Origin of the sequence: Pseudomonas sp. RA_15y_Pfl2_54 (assembly GCF_963971015.1) — a bacterium.
Classification (GTDB): Bacteria; Pseudomonadota; Gammaproteobacteria; order Pseudomonadales; family Pseudomonadaceae; genus Aquipseudomonas; species Aquipseudomonas baetica_A.
Genome location: NZ_CAXAPN010000037.1, coordinates 20,393 through 37,085, shown reverse-complemented (window position 1 = coordinate 37,085; position 16,693 = coordinate 20,393). Strand labels below are relative to the sequence as shown.

The 16,693-nt window shown below is 58.0% G+C and carries 10 protein-coding genes; 3 read left to right on the top strand and 7 right to left on the bottom strand.

Annotated features, from left to right (window positions below; all coding sequences use genetic code 11):
* Positions 1–14: 14 nt before the first annotated feature.
* Entirely contained in the window at positions 15–947 is a 933-nt protein-coding gene (locus tag AACY50_RS23830; protein WP_339433140.1) for a sugar kinase, read from the top strand.
* Between the two features lie 45 nt (positions 948–992).
* Here the strand turns inward: AACY50_RS23830 and AACY50_RS23825 are convergent, their stop codons facing one another.
* Together AACY50_RS23825 and AACY50_RS23820 are read right to left on the bottom strand one after the other, a co-directional pair.
* The gene (locus AACY50_RS23825; RefSeq protein WP_007912322.1) at positions 993–1,268 is read right to left on the bottom strand and encodes a peptidylprolyl isomerase; all 276 of its coding nucleotides are present in this window, start codon (positions 1,266–1,268) and stop codon (positions 993–995) included.
* A gap of 51 nt (positions 1,269–1,319) precedes the next feature.
* Complete coding sequence (locus AACY50_RS23820) at positions 1,320–3,857, bottom strand: PAS domain-containing hybrid sensor histidine kinase/response regulator (RefSeq protein ID WP_339539249.1); 2,538 nt, start codon at positions 3,855–3,857, stop codon at positions 1,320–1,322.
* 128 nt (positions 3,858–3,985) lie between these two features.
* On the opposite strand from AACY50_RS23820, the gene AACY50_RS23815 reads away from it, so the two are divergent.
* Both AACY50_RS23815 and AACY50_RS23810 read left to right on the top strand, forming a co-directional pair.
* Positions 3,986–5,095, top strand: a complete 1,110-nt coding sequence (locus tag AACY50_RS23815) for a PilT/PilU family type 4a pilus ATPase (RefSeq protein ID WP_339433142.1) — start codon at positions 3,986–3,988, stop codon at positions 5,093–5,095.
* A gap of 124 nt (positions 5,096–5,219) precedes the next feature.
* Positions 5,220–9,095, top strand: a complete 3,876-nt coding sequence (locus tag AACY50_RS23810; protein WP_339539248.1) for a hypothetical protein — start codon at positions 5,220–5,222, stop codon at positions 9,093–9,095.
* Here the strand turns inward: AACY50_RS23810 and AACY50_RS23805 are convergent.
* The 5 genes from AACY50_RS23805 to AACY50_RS23785 all read right to left on the bottom strand — a co-directional run bounded on the left by AACY50_RS23805 (position 9,092) and on the right by AACY50_RS23785 (position 16,688).
* Positions 9,092–11,047: an acetoacetate--CoA ligase gene (locus tag AACY50_RS23805; RefSeq protein ID WP_339465927.1), complete on the bottom strand. Its 1,956-nt coding sequence runs from the start codon at positions 11,045–11,047 to the stop codon at positions 9,092–9,094. The two genes, AACY50_RS23810 and AACY50_RS23805, sit on opposite strands and share 4 nt — an antisense overlap.
* Before the next feature lie 33 nt (positions 11,048–11,080).
* Entirely contained in the window at positions 11,081–11,854 is a 774-nt protein-coding gene (gene hbdH, locus AACY50_RS23800; RefSeq protein ID WP_339539247.1) for a 3-hydroxybutyrate dehydrogenase, read from the bottom strand.
* Between the two features lie 7 nt (positions 11,855–11,861).
* Positions 11,862–13,253 (bottom strand): GntP family permease, encoded by a 1,392-nt coding sequence (locus AACY50_RS23795; protein WP_339433146.1) that lies wholly within the window; start codon positions 13,251–13,253, stop codon positions 11,862–11,864.
* Between the two features lie 258 nt (positions 13,254–13,511).
* On the bottom strand, positions 13,512–14,945 hold the full coding sequence (locus AACY50_RS23790; RefSeq protein WP_339539246.1) for a sigma-54 interaction domain-containing protein: 1,434 nt from the start codon (positions 14,943–14,945) through the stop codon (positions 13,512–13,514).
* A gap of 168 nt (positions 14,946–15,113) precedes the next feature.
* Entirely contained in the window at positions 15,114–16,688 is a 1,575-nt protein-coding gene (locus AACY50_RS23785; RefSeq protein WP_339433148.1) for an ABC transporter ATP-binding protein, read from the bottom strand.
* Positions 16,689–16,693 lie beyond the last annotated feature (5 nt).

Sequence of the window (16,693 nt, the reverse complement as noted above, 5' to 3'; positions counted from 1 at the left end):
CAGAGACCCACAAAATGACCAGCCTCAGCCCCTTGGGCCCACACCGCCCGCGCATCGCCTTGATTGGCGAGTGCATGATCGAACTTCAGCAACGCGCCGACGGCAGTCTGCTACAAAACTTCGGCGGCGATACCCTCAACACGGCCGTGTACCTGTCCCGCGCCTTGGGCGATCAGGCTCAGGTTGACTACGTCACCGCGCTGGGCGATGACAGTTTCAGCGACGCCATGTGCCAGATCTGGACCAGCGAAGGCATTGGCCTCGATCTCGTGCAACGCCTGCCGGGTCGTTTGCCCGGCCTGTATTGCATCCAGACCGACGCCAACGGCGAACGGCGTTTTCTCTACTGGCGCAACGAAGCGGCCGTTCGCGATTGCTTCACCACCCCGGCCGCCGAACCGATTCTGGCGGCGTTACCGGATTACGACGTGCTGTATTTCAGCGGCATCACCCTGGCCGTGCTCGGTGCGCAGGGCCGGGAAAGACTGATCGAAGTGTTGTCCGAGGCCCGCCAGCGTGATGCGCGGATTGTCTTCGATAACAACTACCGGCCACGTCTGTGGGCGTCGTCGGAGGATGCGAGGGCGGCCTATCGCAGCGTTTTGCCCTATGTCGATCTGGCGTTGCTGACGGTCGATGACGACCAGGCGCTGTTTGGTTTTGCTGACGGCGATGCCGTGTTCGAGGCTTACGCGCTGATCGGCACACCGGAAGTGGTGCTCAAACGGGGCGCCCAGGCGTGTCTGATCCGGTGCGACGGTGAGGTGTTTGAGGTGCCGGCGCAAAAGGTCGAAAAGGTGGTGGACACCACGGCGGCGGGGGATTCGTTCAGTGCGGCGTATCTGGCCAGTCGTTTGCTGGGGGGCAGCCCTACGGAGGCGGCCGCGGCGGGGCACCGGTTGGCGAGTCGGGTGATTCAGGTGCCTGGGGCGCTGATTCCGAGGTAAGCGGTGGATGCCGCTTGCTGCGCAGTCGGTCCGCGAGTCGACCCTTCAGTCCCGGTAAAACACCTGCACCAGGTGATAACCGAACTTGCTCTTGATCGGCCCATGGACCGTGCGCAGCGGCTTCTTGAAAATCACCGCGTCGATCGCACCGACCATTTGCCCCGGCCGCACTTCACCCAGATCACCGCCGCGCTTGCCGGACGGGCAGGTGGAAAATTTTTTGGCCAGCACATCAAACGCTTCACCCTTGGCAATGCGTTGTTTGAGCTGTTCGGCTTCTTCGGCGGTTTTCACCAGGATGTGGCGGGCTTGGGCTTTCATCTTGCGATACCTGATAACGGGGTGACGGCGGGCCGCGGATTATGCCTCAACTCAAGGCGTTTGGCTGAGCATCGTGCGGATCTTGCTGGCCAGAAGCTCAATGGAAAACGGTTTGGCCACCATGTCCATGCCGTCCTCCAGAAAACCCTGACGCTCGGCGGCTTTCTGCGCATAACCGGTCATGAACAGCACCTTGAGTCGTGGGTGCTGCTGCCGGGCGATTTCCGCCAATTGCCGGCCGTTCATGCCCGGCAGGCCAACGTCGGTGACCAGCAAATCCACCCGCACGCCGGATTCCAGCAAGGGCAGGGCGGTCTTCGCGTCTTCTGCTTCGAGGGCGTTGTAGCCCAACTCGTTGAGCAGATCGAGCACTAGCATGCGCACCGCCGGATCGTCTTCGACCACCACCACGGTTTCCCCGGTGACGGTGCTCGGGGTCTGCTCAATCGGCTCCATAGCCGGGTGCTCAGGCTCAACGCCATGCAGGCGCGGCAAGTACAAACGTACGCAAGTGCCCTGGCCCGGCAAGCTGTCGAGGCTGACATGCCCGCCCGATTGCTGGGCAAAACCATAGATCATCGACAAGCCCAGGCCGGTGCCCTGGCCGATGGGTTTGGTGGTAAAAAACGGATCGAACGCTTTCAATCGCACCGAAGGCGTCATGCCGGTACCGTTATCGCTGACCGCCAGCATCAGGTAATCGCCAGCCTTGACTGGCTCAAGCGTCGTGATATCGCTGCCGTCGAGATAGACGTTGGCCGTCTCGATCAGTAACTCACCCCCATGAGGCATGGCGTCCCGGGCGTTGATCACCAGATTGAGCAGGGCGTTTTCCAGTTGGCTGACGTCGGTGCTGACCGACCACACCTGATCGGCCAAGCGCAATGTCAGTTCGATCGGATCGCCCTTGGTACGGCGGATCAGATCTTCCAGTGAATGGATCAGCGTGTTGACGTTCAGCGTCTTGCGATCCAGCGATTGTCGCCGCGAAAACGCCAGCAAACGGTGGGTCAGCGCCGCCGCACGGTTGGCGGACGACACCGCGGCGTCGGTGAAGCGCCCGATCTCATCGGTCCGGCCGTTGGCGATATAGCGCTGCATCAGGTCGAGGCTGCCAATGATCCCGGTGAGCATATTGTTGAAGTCATGGGCGATGCCGCCGGTGAGCTGCCCGACCGCTTCCATCTTCTGTGCATGGCGCAGCGCGTCTTCGGCGCGCTCGCGTTCGAACATCTCGTTCTGCAGCCGCTGATTGGCCTGAGCCAGTTGCTCGGTGCGGGCGCTGACGCGCTCCTCCAGGGTTTCGTTGAGGTTGCGCAGGGCCTCCTCGGTTTTTTTGCGCTCGGACTCGTCGATCACAAAGATGTAGAAACCATTGACCGCACCCTCTGCGCCCAGGCGCGGCAAGTAGTTCATCAGGGCATGGCGGTTGCTGCCGTCGCGGTGCGGCGTGTAGAGGCTGAATGAGCAAGGCCGGCCCGCCAGCGCTTCGGCGATATACGGTAGGCGCAGGAAATACGCCTCTTCACCTATCACTTCACGAATCGTGCGGCCATAGAGCTCCTGCGGCGTCTGGCCGTACCAGTCAAGATACGCCGCGTTGTTCAGGCGAAAACGTTCTTCGTGGTCGACATAGCTGATCAGGATCGGCATGGCGTTAATGATCAACTGCAACTCGGTCTGGCTTTGACGCAACGCTTGTTCGGTGTGTTTACGCTCGGTCAGATCGAGCGCGGCGCCGAGGAAGCGTACCGGCCGGTCATGGTGATCCTTGTAGCAGCGCCCGCGAGCAAACACCCAGCGCAGTTGTCCGCCAGGTTGCAGCAGACGATATTCCTCGGCGTATTCGGTGCCGTGGGTGATGCAGTGCTTGATGCTGCGCGCGACCATTGCCCGATCCTCGGGATGCACGCCTTGCAGGTACTCGGTGATTGGCAACTGCCCCGACAGGGCGGGATCGATGCCGTGCAATTGAGCAAAATGCGCGTCGGCAATAAAGCGGTCTTCGCCGATGTCCCAGTCCCAGGTGCCCACCGCATCGGTTGCGGCGAGCGCCAGTTGCAGGCGCTCTTCAGTTTCACGTTGGGCTTTGAGGCTTTCGTCGGAGCGCCGTTGCAGTTCCAGAGCAATACGCCGCCGCTCGTTGGTTTCAATCGCCGTGACCAGAATTCCCGCCACGTTTGCGCTTTCATCGCGGATCGGACTGTAAGTCAGGTCGAGCCAGAAATCGGAATCCTTGCCGTCGTGTTGCAGGGTGAAGCGTCGTTCGCTGTAGGTGCGCACCTGGCCTTGTAGGACGGCGCTGTAAATCGGGTCAGTGAAGTCTCGAAGTTCCGGCCATATCTGGTGGGCAGGCTGTCCGAAAGCGCTCGGATGCTTGCTCCCGGCAAGCAGGGCAAAGCCGTTGTTATAGATCTGCGTCAGCTCCGGCCCCCACAACAGCAACATCGGCATCGGCGAGTGAATCACGATGTCCACTGCCGTGCGCAGGCTCTGCGGCCAGGTACCGGAGGCGCCCAGCGGGCTTTGGCTCCAGTCGGTACGGGCGATCAGTGCCTGGGCGTCATCGGTGGTGGGTACAGCGTTCATTACATCAATCCTGAGCGTCGGTCGGTGAGGCGGCGTCTACTATCCTAGTTCGGTAGACGCCATTTGGCCCGTCGCGTCACGGCACCGGGCCTCTCTGTTCATTGAAAGCTTCGCGGGTGCTTTTTGCCATGGAAATCGATGCACTGCTCAAACAACTGGCGGACCGTCACGGCTCGGACCTGTTTCTGTCAACAGGCGCACCACCGAGTGCGCGATTCGACGGGGTGCTGACGCCGTTGAGCGAACAACGCTTCAAGCCCGGTGAGATAGCCTCAATCGCCAACTCGGTGATGGACGCCGAGCAGCGCCGGGAGTTCGATCGGGATCTGGAAATGAACCTGGCAATTTCTCGAACTGGTGTCGGACGCTTTCGCGTAAACATTTTTAAACAGCGCAACGATGTGTCGATTGTGATCCGTAACGTCAAGCTCGACATTCCGCGTTTCGAGGACTTGAAACTGCCGCCGGTATTGCTCGAAACCGTGATGCTCAAACAGGGGCTGATCTTGTTCGTCGGCGCCACCGATTCGGGAAAATCAACGTCACTGGCAGCGCTCATCGATCACCGTAACCGCCACAGCAGCGGGCATATCATCACCATCGAAGACCCGATCGAATACATCCACCGTCATCAGCGTTCGATCATCAACCAGCGTGAAGTCGGCGTCGACACCCGCAGTTTTCATGTCGCTTTGAAAAATACTCTGCGTCAGGCGCCGGACGTGGTGCTGATCGGCGAAATTCGCGACCGTGAAACCATGGAACATGCATTGGCGTTCGCCGAGACCGGGCATCTGGTGCTGTCCACTTTGCACGCCAATAACGCCAACCAGGCGTTGGACCGGATTATCAATATGTTCCCGGAGGAGCGGCGGTCGCCGTTGTTGCAGACGTTAGGCGTTAACTTGAGAGCGTGTATCTCACAACGACTTGTGCGCACGGTTGACGGGCAGAGGAGGGCCGCGGTGGAAGTAATGTTGGGAACACCGACTATTAGCGATCTGATAGGCCGCAATGAATTAGGTGAACTTAAAATGATCGTGGAAAAGTCTGGGGCTGTGGGCATGCAGACATTTGATCAGTCATTGTTCAGTCTGTTTGAAGAACAAGTGCTCAGCGAAGAAGAGGCGTTGAAACATGCTGACTCTGTAACTAATTTGAGGTTGAAGATTAAGTTGCAAATGGACAGTGTGAGTCATCGGGAAGAAGGGCATGATGATTGGGGGTTGTTGGAGTAGTTGGGTGTTGGTTTTTTCGTGGCTTACATATTGGCTTATAAATATCTGATGGCTTATCTAGTTGCGAATGGGGTTAGCTTTTCAGGCGCAACTAGAGCGCATAAATATTGACAAGGAAATTGTGATGTCATCTGAGGTTGCAGGAAAGTTGTTCAAGTCTTATGGCGTTTTTTGTCAGGAGCATCAGCGTCGAAAGGCGTTTGATGCTGAAGAGCGAGAGCTCGTACTTGCCCAGTTGCGCGATGGAGTCAAAGAGCAAGGGGTTGATCCGGTTTATAGCTGGCAGGGTTATACCGTTGAGGTGCGGGCAGGCTCGTCTTTTTATGAGGTGTTCAACCCCGGGCGCGTGTTCTGGAGCAAGTTGGCCAACAACGACCGGATCATGAGTGAGTTGCGTCGCCATCGCGCATTGAATATGGCGTTGGTCAGGGTAAATGAAAAAGGTGGAGTTGAAGTCTTTCGCAAGGAAACTGAAAAATGGCATGAAGTGGATCTCGATAATATTCCTCAGCTCACTTATTTATATAAAAATGTTCTGGTCGTTGGTGATATTGCCAAACAGGCTGGCGGGTATGTCTATGACGTCGATTATGTCGATATCGATCAATGGCTCAAGTTTCACGGGCTGCCTGTTCCGCAAACGTTGGCGCAAACGAAGAACCTGATCGGTTATTTTGAATTCAATCCGAAAGTGGATGTGCTCGGCAATTTCTGGACACAGTTGGATGCTGAAGATCATTCGCTGATTGTCCTGTCTGCCGAGCAATGTCGCGCCATACGTCTGGTGACTGCACAATTGGTGGGTGCAGGTAAAAAACTGTTGGATGTCCTGCACCGCAATACTGGACAAACCGCCGTCACCGAAGAGAACGTCGCCGGGTGGGTTGGCCGTGTACTGAGCCACACCTTTGCGCGCGATCTGGCCACGGCTTATCTGCAAAAACTGCAGTGGTTTGGTTCTCAGCCGGGAGACACACCCTCAAATTCCGGTCTCGCCCGGTTATTGGTGACCGCACTTTTGTTAGATGTCGATCCATCAATTGGCGGCAGCGCTGTCTGCAAGTCGATTGCCGGCCTTGAGCTTTACGCACCGAGCAATGTCGGACGCGATTCCAAAACCATATGCCAGGAATTGCAGAGCCTTCTGGTGACCAAGCAAATGGCATCAATCGATTTGGCGCCAGTGGCCGCACACTTGTTGTTGGCGGGTATTGCTCCTGAGTTCCTGGTCAAGGGTATTCCGTCTTCGTTACTGTTGGGTTCAGTAGACTGGATGAGTTATTGCCGCGCCGTGGTACTGGCCGAATCAGTACGCAAGGGCGCCTCACGTGTGCTGAGTTATGAACAAATCGTCGCTTATGCCGATCTGGAGCCCTTAACTGAAGCCCAGGTGCATCTGCGTGACCTGGCCATGATCGGTCCGATGGTCGATTGGGCATTGATCAATGAAGTGGTGACATCGTCTGAATTGGCGAGCAACGGAAAAGAAACCACAGAGCGCGCACTGTCTGCCTTTCAGGGGTATGCGGACCATTTCGTACCGCGTAATGGGCGTCTGCCGGACAGGCGCTTGATCGCAAAGCAGGCGCTGGAAGATGCGGCGCCGCTGTGTGATTTTCTGGAAGATAAAGTACTTCACCAGCATCCGGGCCTTGGGTCGTCTCCGACGGCTGCTTGCATGATCGATTTGCATATGTCTGGCGATCTGTCCGGAGGGGAGTGGGATCGGCCGCAAATCTTCCCGGATAATGTCTATTCCAATATTCCTTCCTTGCACGGTGGCGTGACCAATTACCAGCGGCCAAAACAACATGACCCTTCGGTTGCGAGTATCCACGAAGAGTTTCCCCGACTGCGTCGCCTGCGCCCCAATGACCAAGAGTTTCATCGCCAATTACGGGTCTTTGAGACAAACCTCAATCGCTCGTTGATCGCTACGGTGAAACTGGCGCTTTCCAACATGCCTCATGCAGATCTGCAGGCGTTTTTGCAAGGCACCGTCACTTTCTTTACGTTCCGCGACAACGCGATTGAAACCTCCTCGCATCGTATTGCCGGGCCGCTTACCTATGAAGTGAATTACGAAACACGACAAGGCAAGGATGCCGCTACCGGACGCTTCGGGCTATTGATGTGCGTGAAAAATGGCGCTGAGCTTACCTCTTATGAGCTGTTCACTCTGCGAGGCGAACTGATCAAAAACAATCAACTGGGTAATGAACTGGTCAAGAAAGGCTTGTTTCAGCAACCCGCCAGGATTGATTTCAACGGTGATCTGAAGGCGCACGATGACCCTATCGCCAAATCGTCCTTTAATATTGATTTTTCCAAGTACCTGTATGGCGACAGTTCGGAATTCGTTTCGGGCTCTGGTCAAGCAGTTGCGGAAAAGCTTGGCGTGCTCCATGCCGATTCCACATCGGTAAAGCTGGAGCGCAGTGTTTACAGAAACTTCAGCCATCCACAACTTGTGCGCCTTGCCGAGTTCATCGTCAGTCATCATCCGATCATCAGCTTTGACGAACTGGTGGCGGCTGCTGCAGAGCCAACGGAACTGGAAAGGGAGCGGGCCAAAGGCGAGAAAATCGCCACGTATTTTGTTGATCTGGCCGTGCCTTTCAAAAAGTGCATCGAGGACATTTCAAGTGGTGAGCACAACAAAGTCGTCGATGGCGTCTATGGTTGCCTCATGGATGTCATTGCATTGGGAGGCGCATTCTACGGTGCCGGGGTCAAGGCTTTGAGTATTTCCGCCAAGGCAATCTCTGCGGCCAGCAAAGCTGCGCGGGTGACAAAACTCGTGGTGGCGACCTCCGTATCTGCTTTCAATCCGGTCGATGGAGTGCCAACGGCTATATATGGCGTCAGTAAACTCGTTCACAAGGGTTTGCTGCGATTCAGCAAGCCCACGCTGGAACTTCTGGGACTGGCCAAATCTCAATTGGGCACTATGCATGGCAGTAGTAAAGGCAAGAATCTGATCCGCTCAGTCGATAACGCCTCGGCAGCCCAGGGAACATGGCGGCCGAATGCTTCGGTCGCCGACACGCTCACGTGCCTGGCGGCGCGCAATAACTACAAGTGGTATGCACTGGATCGACTGGGCAAGCCTTGGGGGCCAGCCTTGGATAACTTCAACGTGACTGCCAGGATTCAGTTACCACGCATCAATCGAACGCTGCCTGTCAGTTACACGCGACTCTTCCTCGAGCAAAGCCTGCCGCGGGCGCGGGTAAAAATAGAAAGTGCGATCAGTGTGTTGATGAACCATGATTATCGAACTGAGCGTGATGCCCTGATAAAGATATTGATGGGCAAAACGTCCGGCGATGCGGCGAATCGTGTGTTGGATTATCTGCGGGCGATCAGGGCTGATTTTGCCGGCGTTTCCATCAGCAACTTTGTTCTCGACCCGCTCAAGCAGACGAACGATATCGCTGAGTTCGATCCGCAGGCTTACAAGCAATGGAAACGTACCGGTGGGGAGAACCCGATTGCGTTCATCCATATCAATACGCCAAATATCAATCGACAGTTTATCGATAAAGGCATGAACCATGACGTCGTGGCGGATGATGTGATCCACGAGCTATTTCATGGCGTCGCACAGAACCATGATGTTGGCTATGCCCAGGAGGTCGCTGACGCTGCCAGGGCGGGGCAGCAGTTGGACGTGACTGCACTGCTCAATCTTGCCTTGGGGCGACTGCCGGTTGCAGATTCCGACAGCCTCTTGCACCCAAGTGCCATGGCCTTTGAAAACGCTGATTCCCTGGCGGTACTCACTTCGCTTCTTGGTCAGATGAGCATTGATAAAGCGACCTTCGAAAGCAATCTGAAAGTACTGCGCGAAGCCGTTGAAAAAAATGAAGGTAGCACCGTTGCCGGCCCTGTATTGATCAGGCTGAACGTCGCCACTACACACGATTTAACTGATCCGCCCCTGGAAGAAGGCTGGAGCAGACCGGTGTCGCAATCGGGTTCGAATATCTTTAACTAGGTCTCCAGCTCAGGCCGATCCCGAAACTGCTCCAGTGCTTCGGGATTGGCCAGTGCATCGGTGTTTTTCACCGGCCGCCCATGTACCACCTCGCGCACGGCCAGCTCCACAATCTTGCCGCTGATGGTGCGTGGAATGTCCGTGACCGCAACGATCTTCGCCGGCACATGCCTGGGTGTGGTGTTGGCGCGGATCATCTGACGAATGCGCTGCTGCAGCGCCTCATCCAGTGCCAGCCCTTCACGCAAGCTGACAAACAGCACCACCCGCACGTCATCACGCCACAGCTGACCGATGGCGACGCTGTCGAGCACCTCGGCGATTTTCTCGACCTGTCGATAGATCTCCGCCGTGCCGATGCGCACCCCTCCCGGATTGAGTACTGCGTCGGAGCGGCCATGGATCAGCATTGCACCGTGATGCCGTTGTTCGGCGTAATCGCCCTGTGCCCAGACACCGGGAAACTGGCTGAAATACGATTGGTGCAGTTTTGTTCCGTCCCTGTCATTCCACAGACCGATCGGCATGGCCGGGAAATGCCGGGTGCAGACCAGTTCACCTTTTTCGCCAATCACTGGCTGGCCGACGTCATTCCAGACTTCAACGGCCATGCCCAGGCTCTTGCCCATGATTTCGCCACGACGCACCGCCGACATTGGATTGCCATTGACGAAGCACGAGACGATATCGGTGCCACCAGACATCGACGCCAGGCACACGTCAGGTTTGAAGTCGCGGTAAACGAAATCGTAGCTTTGTGGCGATAGCGCCGAACCTGTGCAAAGCAGCATCTTCAGGCTACCCAGATCATGACTTTCGCGGGGTTTTGCGCCGCTGCTTTCAAGGGTCGCAAGGAACTTGGGGCTGGTGCCGAACACGCTGATACGTTCTTCGTCGAGCAGGCTCAGCAAACGTTGATTGTCCGGATGAAACGGTGAACCGTCATAGAGCACCACGGCGCTGCCAACGGCGAGCGCCGATACCAGCCAGTTCCACATCATCCAGCCGCACGTTGTGTAGTAAAACAGCCGATCCCCGGGGCCAAGATCACAATGCAGAGCGTGTTCCTTGACGTGTTGTATCAGCACGCCGCCAGTGCTGTGGACAATACATTTCGGCACACCGGTGGTGCCGCTGGAATACAGCACGTAAAGCGGATGATGGAAGGGCACCGGGACAAAATCCGGTTCGCCACCGATTTGATAAAAGTCATCCCACAGGGTCACTTCAGCCTGCGTCCGGTAAGACTCGACGCGGGCTTGCGGCCGGGCATAAGGCACGATAATCAACTGCCTCAATGTGGGCAGTTGCTCGAGTATCCCGTTGATTTTGTCGGTCTGGTCGATCGCTTTGCCGGCATAGCGATAGCCCGCGCAGGTGAGCAGCACTTTCGGTTCGATCTGGCCGAAGCGGTCAATGACCCCGTGGGTGCCGAAGTCTGGTGAAGAGCACGACCAGATCGCCCCGAGGCTGGTGGTGGCCAGCATCGCAATCAGCGTCTGCCAAGTGTTGGGCATGCACGCGGCGACCCGGTCGCCGAGGCCGACGCCCGCCGCTTGCAGGCTGGCTTGAAATCCGGCGACGTGTTGGGCCAGTTCGGCCCAGGTCAACTGTTCACGTTGACCGTTTTCCGCCACCGCGACGACTGCCACGGCATCATCGCGGCGACGCAACAGGTGTTCGGCGAAGTTCAGGGTGGCGCCCGGAAACCACTCGGCGCTGGGCATTTGCGCACCTTCGCGCAGCACGGCATCGGGCTGGTCATGAAAGTGGATATCGAAGAAATCGACGATGGCCTGCCAGAATGCTTCGCGCTGATCGATGCTCCATTGGTGCAGGGCCGGGTAGTCGTCCAGGTTCAGCGAATGGCGCTGATTGGCGAAACGCCGGAACGCGTCCATGCGCGAATCGGCGATACGTTTGGCGTCGGGTTGCCAGAGGATGTCGGACATTGTGTGCCTCTTGTTTTCTGAAGGTATCGCGGCTTATTGCGCCAGCCACCCACCATCAATATTCCACGCCGCGCCGCGCACCTGGCTGCCAGCCTCGCTGCACAGGAACAATACCAATTCACCCAAATGCCGGGGCGTGACGAACTCCAGCGATGGCTGCTTCTCGGCCAGCAAATCATGCTGCGCCTGCTGTGGGTCAACGCCTTTGGCCGCGCGGTCATCAATTTGCTTTTGCACTAGTGGCGTCAACACCCAGCCCGGGCAGATGGCGTTGCAGGTGACATTGCTGGTCGCGGTTTCCAGGCCCACCACTTTGGTCAGGCCGATCACCCCGTGCTTGGCCGCCACATAGGCAGCCTTGCCGGTGGACCCGACCTGGCCATGTACGGACGCGATGTTGACGATCCGCCCCCAATCTTTGGCACGCATGCCCGGCAAGCTAAGGCGAGTGCTGTGAAACACCGAAGACAGGTTGATCGCAATGATCGAGTCCCAGCGCTCGATCGGGAATTCTTCCACGGCAGCGACATGCTGGATGCCGGCGTTGTTGACCAGAATGTCGACGCCACCGAATTCGCGCTCGGCGTAGGCGATCATGTCGGCAATCTGTGCCGGGTCGCTGACATCGGCCGGATGATGGCCGACCTTGCCGCCGAATTGGCCGACTTCGGCGATGACTGTGGAGGCATCACCGAAACCGTTGAGGATCAGGTTGGCGCCAGCCTTGGCCAGGCTCAGCGCGATGCCCAGACCGATGCCGCTGGTGGAACCGGTCACCAGTGCGGTCTTGCCCGTAAGAGTCGTCATGAATACCTCACACAATGCCAGTGGCGTAGAAAGTGCCGATCACTACGAAAACCGCCAGGGTCTTGATCAGCGTAATACAGAAAATGTCTTTATAGGCTTCACGGTGCGTCAGGCCCGTCACGGCCAACAGCGTGATCACCGCACCGTTGTGCGGCAGGGTGTCCATGCCGCCGCTGGCCATGGCGGCCACGCGGTGCAGCACTTCCAGTGGAATATTCGCTGCGTGCGCGGCGCTGATGAACTGCTCGGACATCGCCGCCAGCGCAATGCTCATGCCGCCCGACGCGGAGCCGGTAATACCCGCCAGCAGGGTGACGGTGATGGCTTCGTTGACCAGCGGATTGGGGATCTGCTTGAGCCAGTCGGCCAGCACCAGAAAGCCCGGCAACGAAGCGATCACCGCACCAAAACCGTATTCGGAAGCGGTGTTCATCGCAGCGAGTAACGCGCCGCTGACCGCGCTTTTGCTGCCTTCGGCCAACTTGCTGCGAATCGCCTTGAACCCGAATACCAGCACCATCACGATACCGATCAGCAACGCGGCCTGGACTGCCCAGATCGCTGTCAGTTTGGCAATTTCGGTGGTGACGGGCGTGGCCATGCCCGGTAGCGCGAGGCTGTGGGTCTTGCCGTACCACTGCGGAATCCACTGAGTGAACAGCAGGTTCATGATGCCCACCGCCAGCAACGGTGACAGCGCAATCCACGGGTTGGGCAGCTTGAGGTCTTCAGCCGTTTCCGGCTCATTGCGCAACGCCGTGCCGTAACCTTCACCTGCACGCTGGGCCTTGTTGCGTTGGCGCTGCAGGAACAGCATGCCAGCGCAGAAGACGAAGATCGTGCCGACCAAACCCAGCCACGGCGCCGCCCATGCGGTGGTGTTGAAAAAGGTGCTGGGGATGATGTTCTGGATTTGCGGCGTGCCGGGCAGGGCGTCCATGGTGAACGAGAATGCACCAAGGGCGATGGTCGCCGGGATCAGGCGTTTGGGAATATTGCTCTGGCGGAACATCTCCGCCGCAAACGGATAAACCGCAAACACCACCACGAACAACGAAACGCCGCCGTAGGTGAGCAGTGCGCAGACCAGCACGATCACCAGCATGGCCTGCTGGGTGCCTAGCAGGCGAATGGCGGCCGCGACGATCGATCGCGAGAACCCCGACAACTCGATCAACTTGCCGAACACGGCACCGAGCAGAAAAACGGGGAAGTACAACTTGATGAAACCGACCATTTTTTCCATAAACACCCCGGTAAACGCAGGCGCTACGGCGGAGGGGTCGGTGAGAAGGACTGCGCCGAGGGCGGCAATCGGGGCAAAAAGAATAACGCTGTAGCCGCGGTAGGCCGCCAGCATCAGCAACGCGAGGGCTGCCAAGGCAATGATCACACTCATGGTGTGTCTCTCCAGAATTGTTATTTTTGTGGGTGAAACGGGTGTGGGAGAGGCTATAGCGAGTTTTGTGCCAGGTTCGTAACGTATTGAAATGTATGGGTTTAATGAGTTTTCAGAAGGGTGGAAACAATATCTAGTCTATGTTTTGAGATTTTTATGGGGTGTGCGGGTGTCTTCACTGGCAAGTCTGCTCCTGCAGACGCAGTGATCAGCCTGTGGGAACTGGGTTGCCAGCGGTGCTTTGAATTTTGTCTTTCTTCAGAGAGTTAAGTCTCTTTGTTGAGACTCTGTGATCCCCAGCGCCAGCATTTTCTTGTACAGCGTCGACCGCCCGAGCCCCAGCCGAGCCGCTGCCTCCGGCACCTTCCCCGCGCATTGCGCCAGGGCAGATTGAATCAACTGTCGGTCAAACCGTTCTCGCGCCTGAGCGAATGTCTCCTCGGTCAGCGCTTCAACCGTCGGCGTCGTCGCACGTTCAACCGGAGTAAACGTGCCGACAGCCGCACGAATGTCACTCTGCGTCAGCATCAAGTCATCACTGAGCAACGCCGCCCGCTCCAGCACATTGCGCAACTCGCGAATATTGCCCGGCCAGGCATGTTGCCCCAGTAATGCCAACGCTTCACGGTGCAGTTCATGCTGACTGCGCAGCTCTTCGAGAATGGCTTCGCTGAGCGCGGGCAAATCGTCGAGTCGTTCACGCAGCGGCGGCACCTGGATCGGCAGCACGTTGAGGCGGTAATACAAGTCCGCGCGAAACTCGCCACGCTTGATCGCTGCTTGAAGGTCGGTGGAGGTCGCCGCGATCACCCGCACATCGCTCTGGATCACTTCGTTGGAGCCTACAGGTTCGAATTCCTTTTCCTGCAACACCCGCAGCAATTTGCTTTGCAGCGGCAGCGGCATGTCGCCGATTTCGTCGAGGAACAACGTGCCCCCCTGAGCAATCTGCAGCTTGCCGGTGCGGCCCTTACGGTCGGCGCCTGTGAATGCGCCAGGGGCGGTACCGAAAAACTCGGCTTCGAGCAGCGCCTCCGGAATCGCCGCGCTGTTGATGCTGACGAAAGCTTTGTGCGCCCGGGGCGAGGCACTGTGAATCGCCTGAGCCAGCAGCTCCTTGCCGGTGCCGGTTTCACCGAGCAGCAGGACGGGCGAATCAGCACTGGCGCTGCGCCGCGCACGGCGTTTGACTTCGAGGCTGGCCGCACTGGTGCCGATGAAGTGGGCAAAGTTGTATTTGGTCTGACGTGCGCGCAGCAGTGAGCGGGTCGAGGCGAGTTCTTCCTGCATGCTCAGGTAGCGCTTGAGCATCGGGGACAGTGTGCGCAACTCATCGAACAGGGCGAAGCCTATCGCGCCGATGACTGTGCCGGCGTCGTCGTGAATCGGCAGACGCATTACCACCAACGGTTCTTTTGGCGTGTCTTGCATGTCGAGCAAAATCGGCCGTCCGGTGCGCACCACCTCACGCAAGAGGCTGCTGGGGATCACACTTTCACAAGGCTTGCCGATCGCGCCTGCGGCGGACTCCAGGCCAAACCGCCGGGCGTAACGCTCGTTCATCCAGACGATGTTGGCATCGCGGTCGACAATTACCGTGCCTTCGCTCGATTGCTCGATGATTTCGAACAGCGAGCGGATCGCCAGGGTGCGAACCCGTTGGTAGTCCTTGAGGCTTTCGGTGGTGTTCATGTGCAGACTGATCCTGATTGTGTGTTGCCAGTACCGGCCCTTTCGCGGGCAGCCCGCACCCACAGGTTTCACGGGCGTTCACAAATTATGTCTACAACAGAAGACTCTGTGGGCGCTGGCCTGCCAGCGATGTTCTAGAAACGGTTTCAAGTCGTGCGCCGATTATGCCTACCTCGAATGCGCCGCCGCCAACAACTCTTGGGTGTACGGATGCTGCGGCGAATCAAACACCTCATGACTGGCGCCGCGCTCGACCACTTTGCCGTCCTTGACCACAATCATGTCGTGGGCCAAGGCGCGGACCACCGCCAGGTCGTGGCTGATGAACAGATAAGTGAGCCCGTACTTTTCCTGAAGATCGCGGAGCAGGGCGACCACTTGTTTCTGCACCGTACGGTCCAGTGCCGAAGTCGGTTCATCCAGCAGGATCAGCGCCGGTTTCAGCACCAGTGCGCGGGCGATGGCGATGCGTTGGCGTTGCCCGCCGGAAAACTCGTGGGGATAGCGATGTCGGCTCTGCGGATCGAGGCCGACCTCCTTGAGCACGCGGATCACTTGCTCGTCGCATTCATCGGCGGTGGAATCGCGATGCACCTCCAGGCCTTCGCTGATGATCTGTGCCACCGACATTCGCGGGCTGAGGCTGCCGAACGGATCCTGAAACACCACCTGCATCTGCCGACGCCAGGGTCGTAGCTGCTTCTGATTGAGGCTGTCGAGTGCTTCGCCCTGGAAGCGGATGCTGCCCTTGGAGTCGAGCAGACGCAGGATGGCCTGACCCAGCGTCGACTTGCCCGATCCGGACTCGCCGACGATCCCCAGCGTCTTGCCGCGCTGGATGTTCAGGCTGATGCCGTCTACCGCACGCAGATACTGTTTGCGCTGAAACAGCCCGCCACCGACAACAAACTCGACCCGCAAATCTTCGACTTCCAGCACATTCTCGCGCTCATCCCTAGGCAGTGCTTCACCTTCGGGTTCGGCGTTGAGCAGGACGCAGCTGTAAGGGTGTTTGGGCTCGTTGAACAGGGTTTCGCACGGCGCCTGCTCGACGATCTCACCGGCCTTCATTACGCAGACGCGCTGAGCAATGCTGCGCACCAGATTGAGGTCGTGACTGATCAGCAGCAGCGACATCCCGAGGCGGTGTTGCAGGGACTTGAGCAACAGCAGGATTTTGCGCTGCACGGTGACATCGAGGGCTGTGGTCGGCTCGTCGGCAATCAACAGTTCCGGTTCGCACGCCAGGGCCATGGCGATCATGACCCGCTGGCGCTGCCCACCGGACAACTGATGCGGATACGCCTTGAGCCGCTCTTTGGGTTTCTGGATGCCCACCAGTGCGAGCAGTTCGAGAATGCGTTTTTGCGCCGCTTTGCCACCGAGGCCGCGATGCAGCAGCAGGGTTTCGCCAATCTGCTTTTCGATGGTGTGCAATGGGTTGAGCGAGGTCATCGGCTCTTGAAAGATCATGGCGATGCGGTTGCCCCGCAGTTCACGCAGAACCTTGGGATCAGCGCCGATCAGTTCCTGTGCGCGATAGCGAATGCTGCCGGTGGTTTGCGCCTCGGAATCGGGGAGCAATTGCAGAATCGAATGGGCGGTTACCGATTTGCCCGAGCCCGATTCGCCCACCAGCGCCAGGCACTCGCCGGGGCGGATGTCCAGACACAGGTCGCGCACCACGGTCTGACCCTGGAAGGCAACGTTGAGGTTTCGTATTTCAATCAGGTTGTCAGTCATGGTCA

Excerpts from the sequence above, each read along its gene's own strand:
- AACY50_RS23830 (WP_339433140.1), top strand. The coding sequence starts at position 15 with ATGACCAGCCTCAGCCCCTTGGGCCCACACCGCCCGCGCATCGCCTTG.
- AACY50_RS23785 (WP_339433148.1), bottom strand. The coding sequence starts at position 16,688 with ATGACTGACAACCTGATTGAAATACGAAACCTCAACGTTGCCTTCCAG.
- AACY50_RS23825 (WP_007912322.1), bottom strand. The coding sequence starts at position 1,268 with ATGAAAGCCCAAGCCCGCCACATCCTGGTGAAAACCGCCGAAGAAGCC.
- AACY50_RS23790 (WP_339539246.1), bottom strand. The coding sequence starts at position 14,945 with ATGAACACCACCGAAAGCCTCAAGGACTACCAACGGGTTCGCACCCTG.
- AACY50_RS23805 (WP_339465927.1), bottom strand. The coding sequence starts at position 11,047 with ATGTCCGACATCCTCTGGCAACCCGACGCCAAACGTATCGCCGATTCG.
- AACY50_RS23815 (WP_339433142.1), top strand. The coding sequence starts at position 3,986 with ATGGAAATCGATGCACTGCTCAAACAACTGGCGGACCGTCACGGCTCG.
- AACY50_RS23795 (WP_339433146.1), bottom strand. The coding sequence starts at position 13,253 with ATGAGTGTGATCATTGCCTTGGCAGCCCTCGCGTTGCTGATGCTGGCG.
- AACY50_RS23820 (WP_339539249.1), bottom strand. The coding sequence starts at position 3,857 with ATGAACGCTGTACCCACCACCGATGACGCCCAGGCACTGATCGCCCGT.
- hbdH (WP_339539247.1), bottom strand. The coding sequence starts at position 11,854 with ATGACGACTCTTACGGGCAAGACCGCACTGGTGACCGGTTCCACCAGC.
- AACY50_RS23810 (WP_339539248.1), top strand. The coding sequence starts at position 5,220 with ATGTCATCTGAGGTTGCAGGAAAGTTGTTCAAGTCTTATGGCGTTTTT.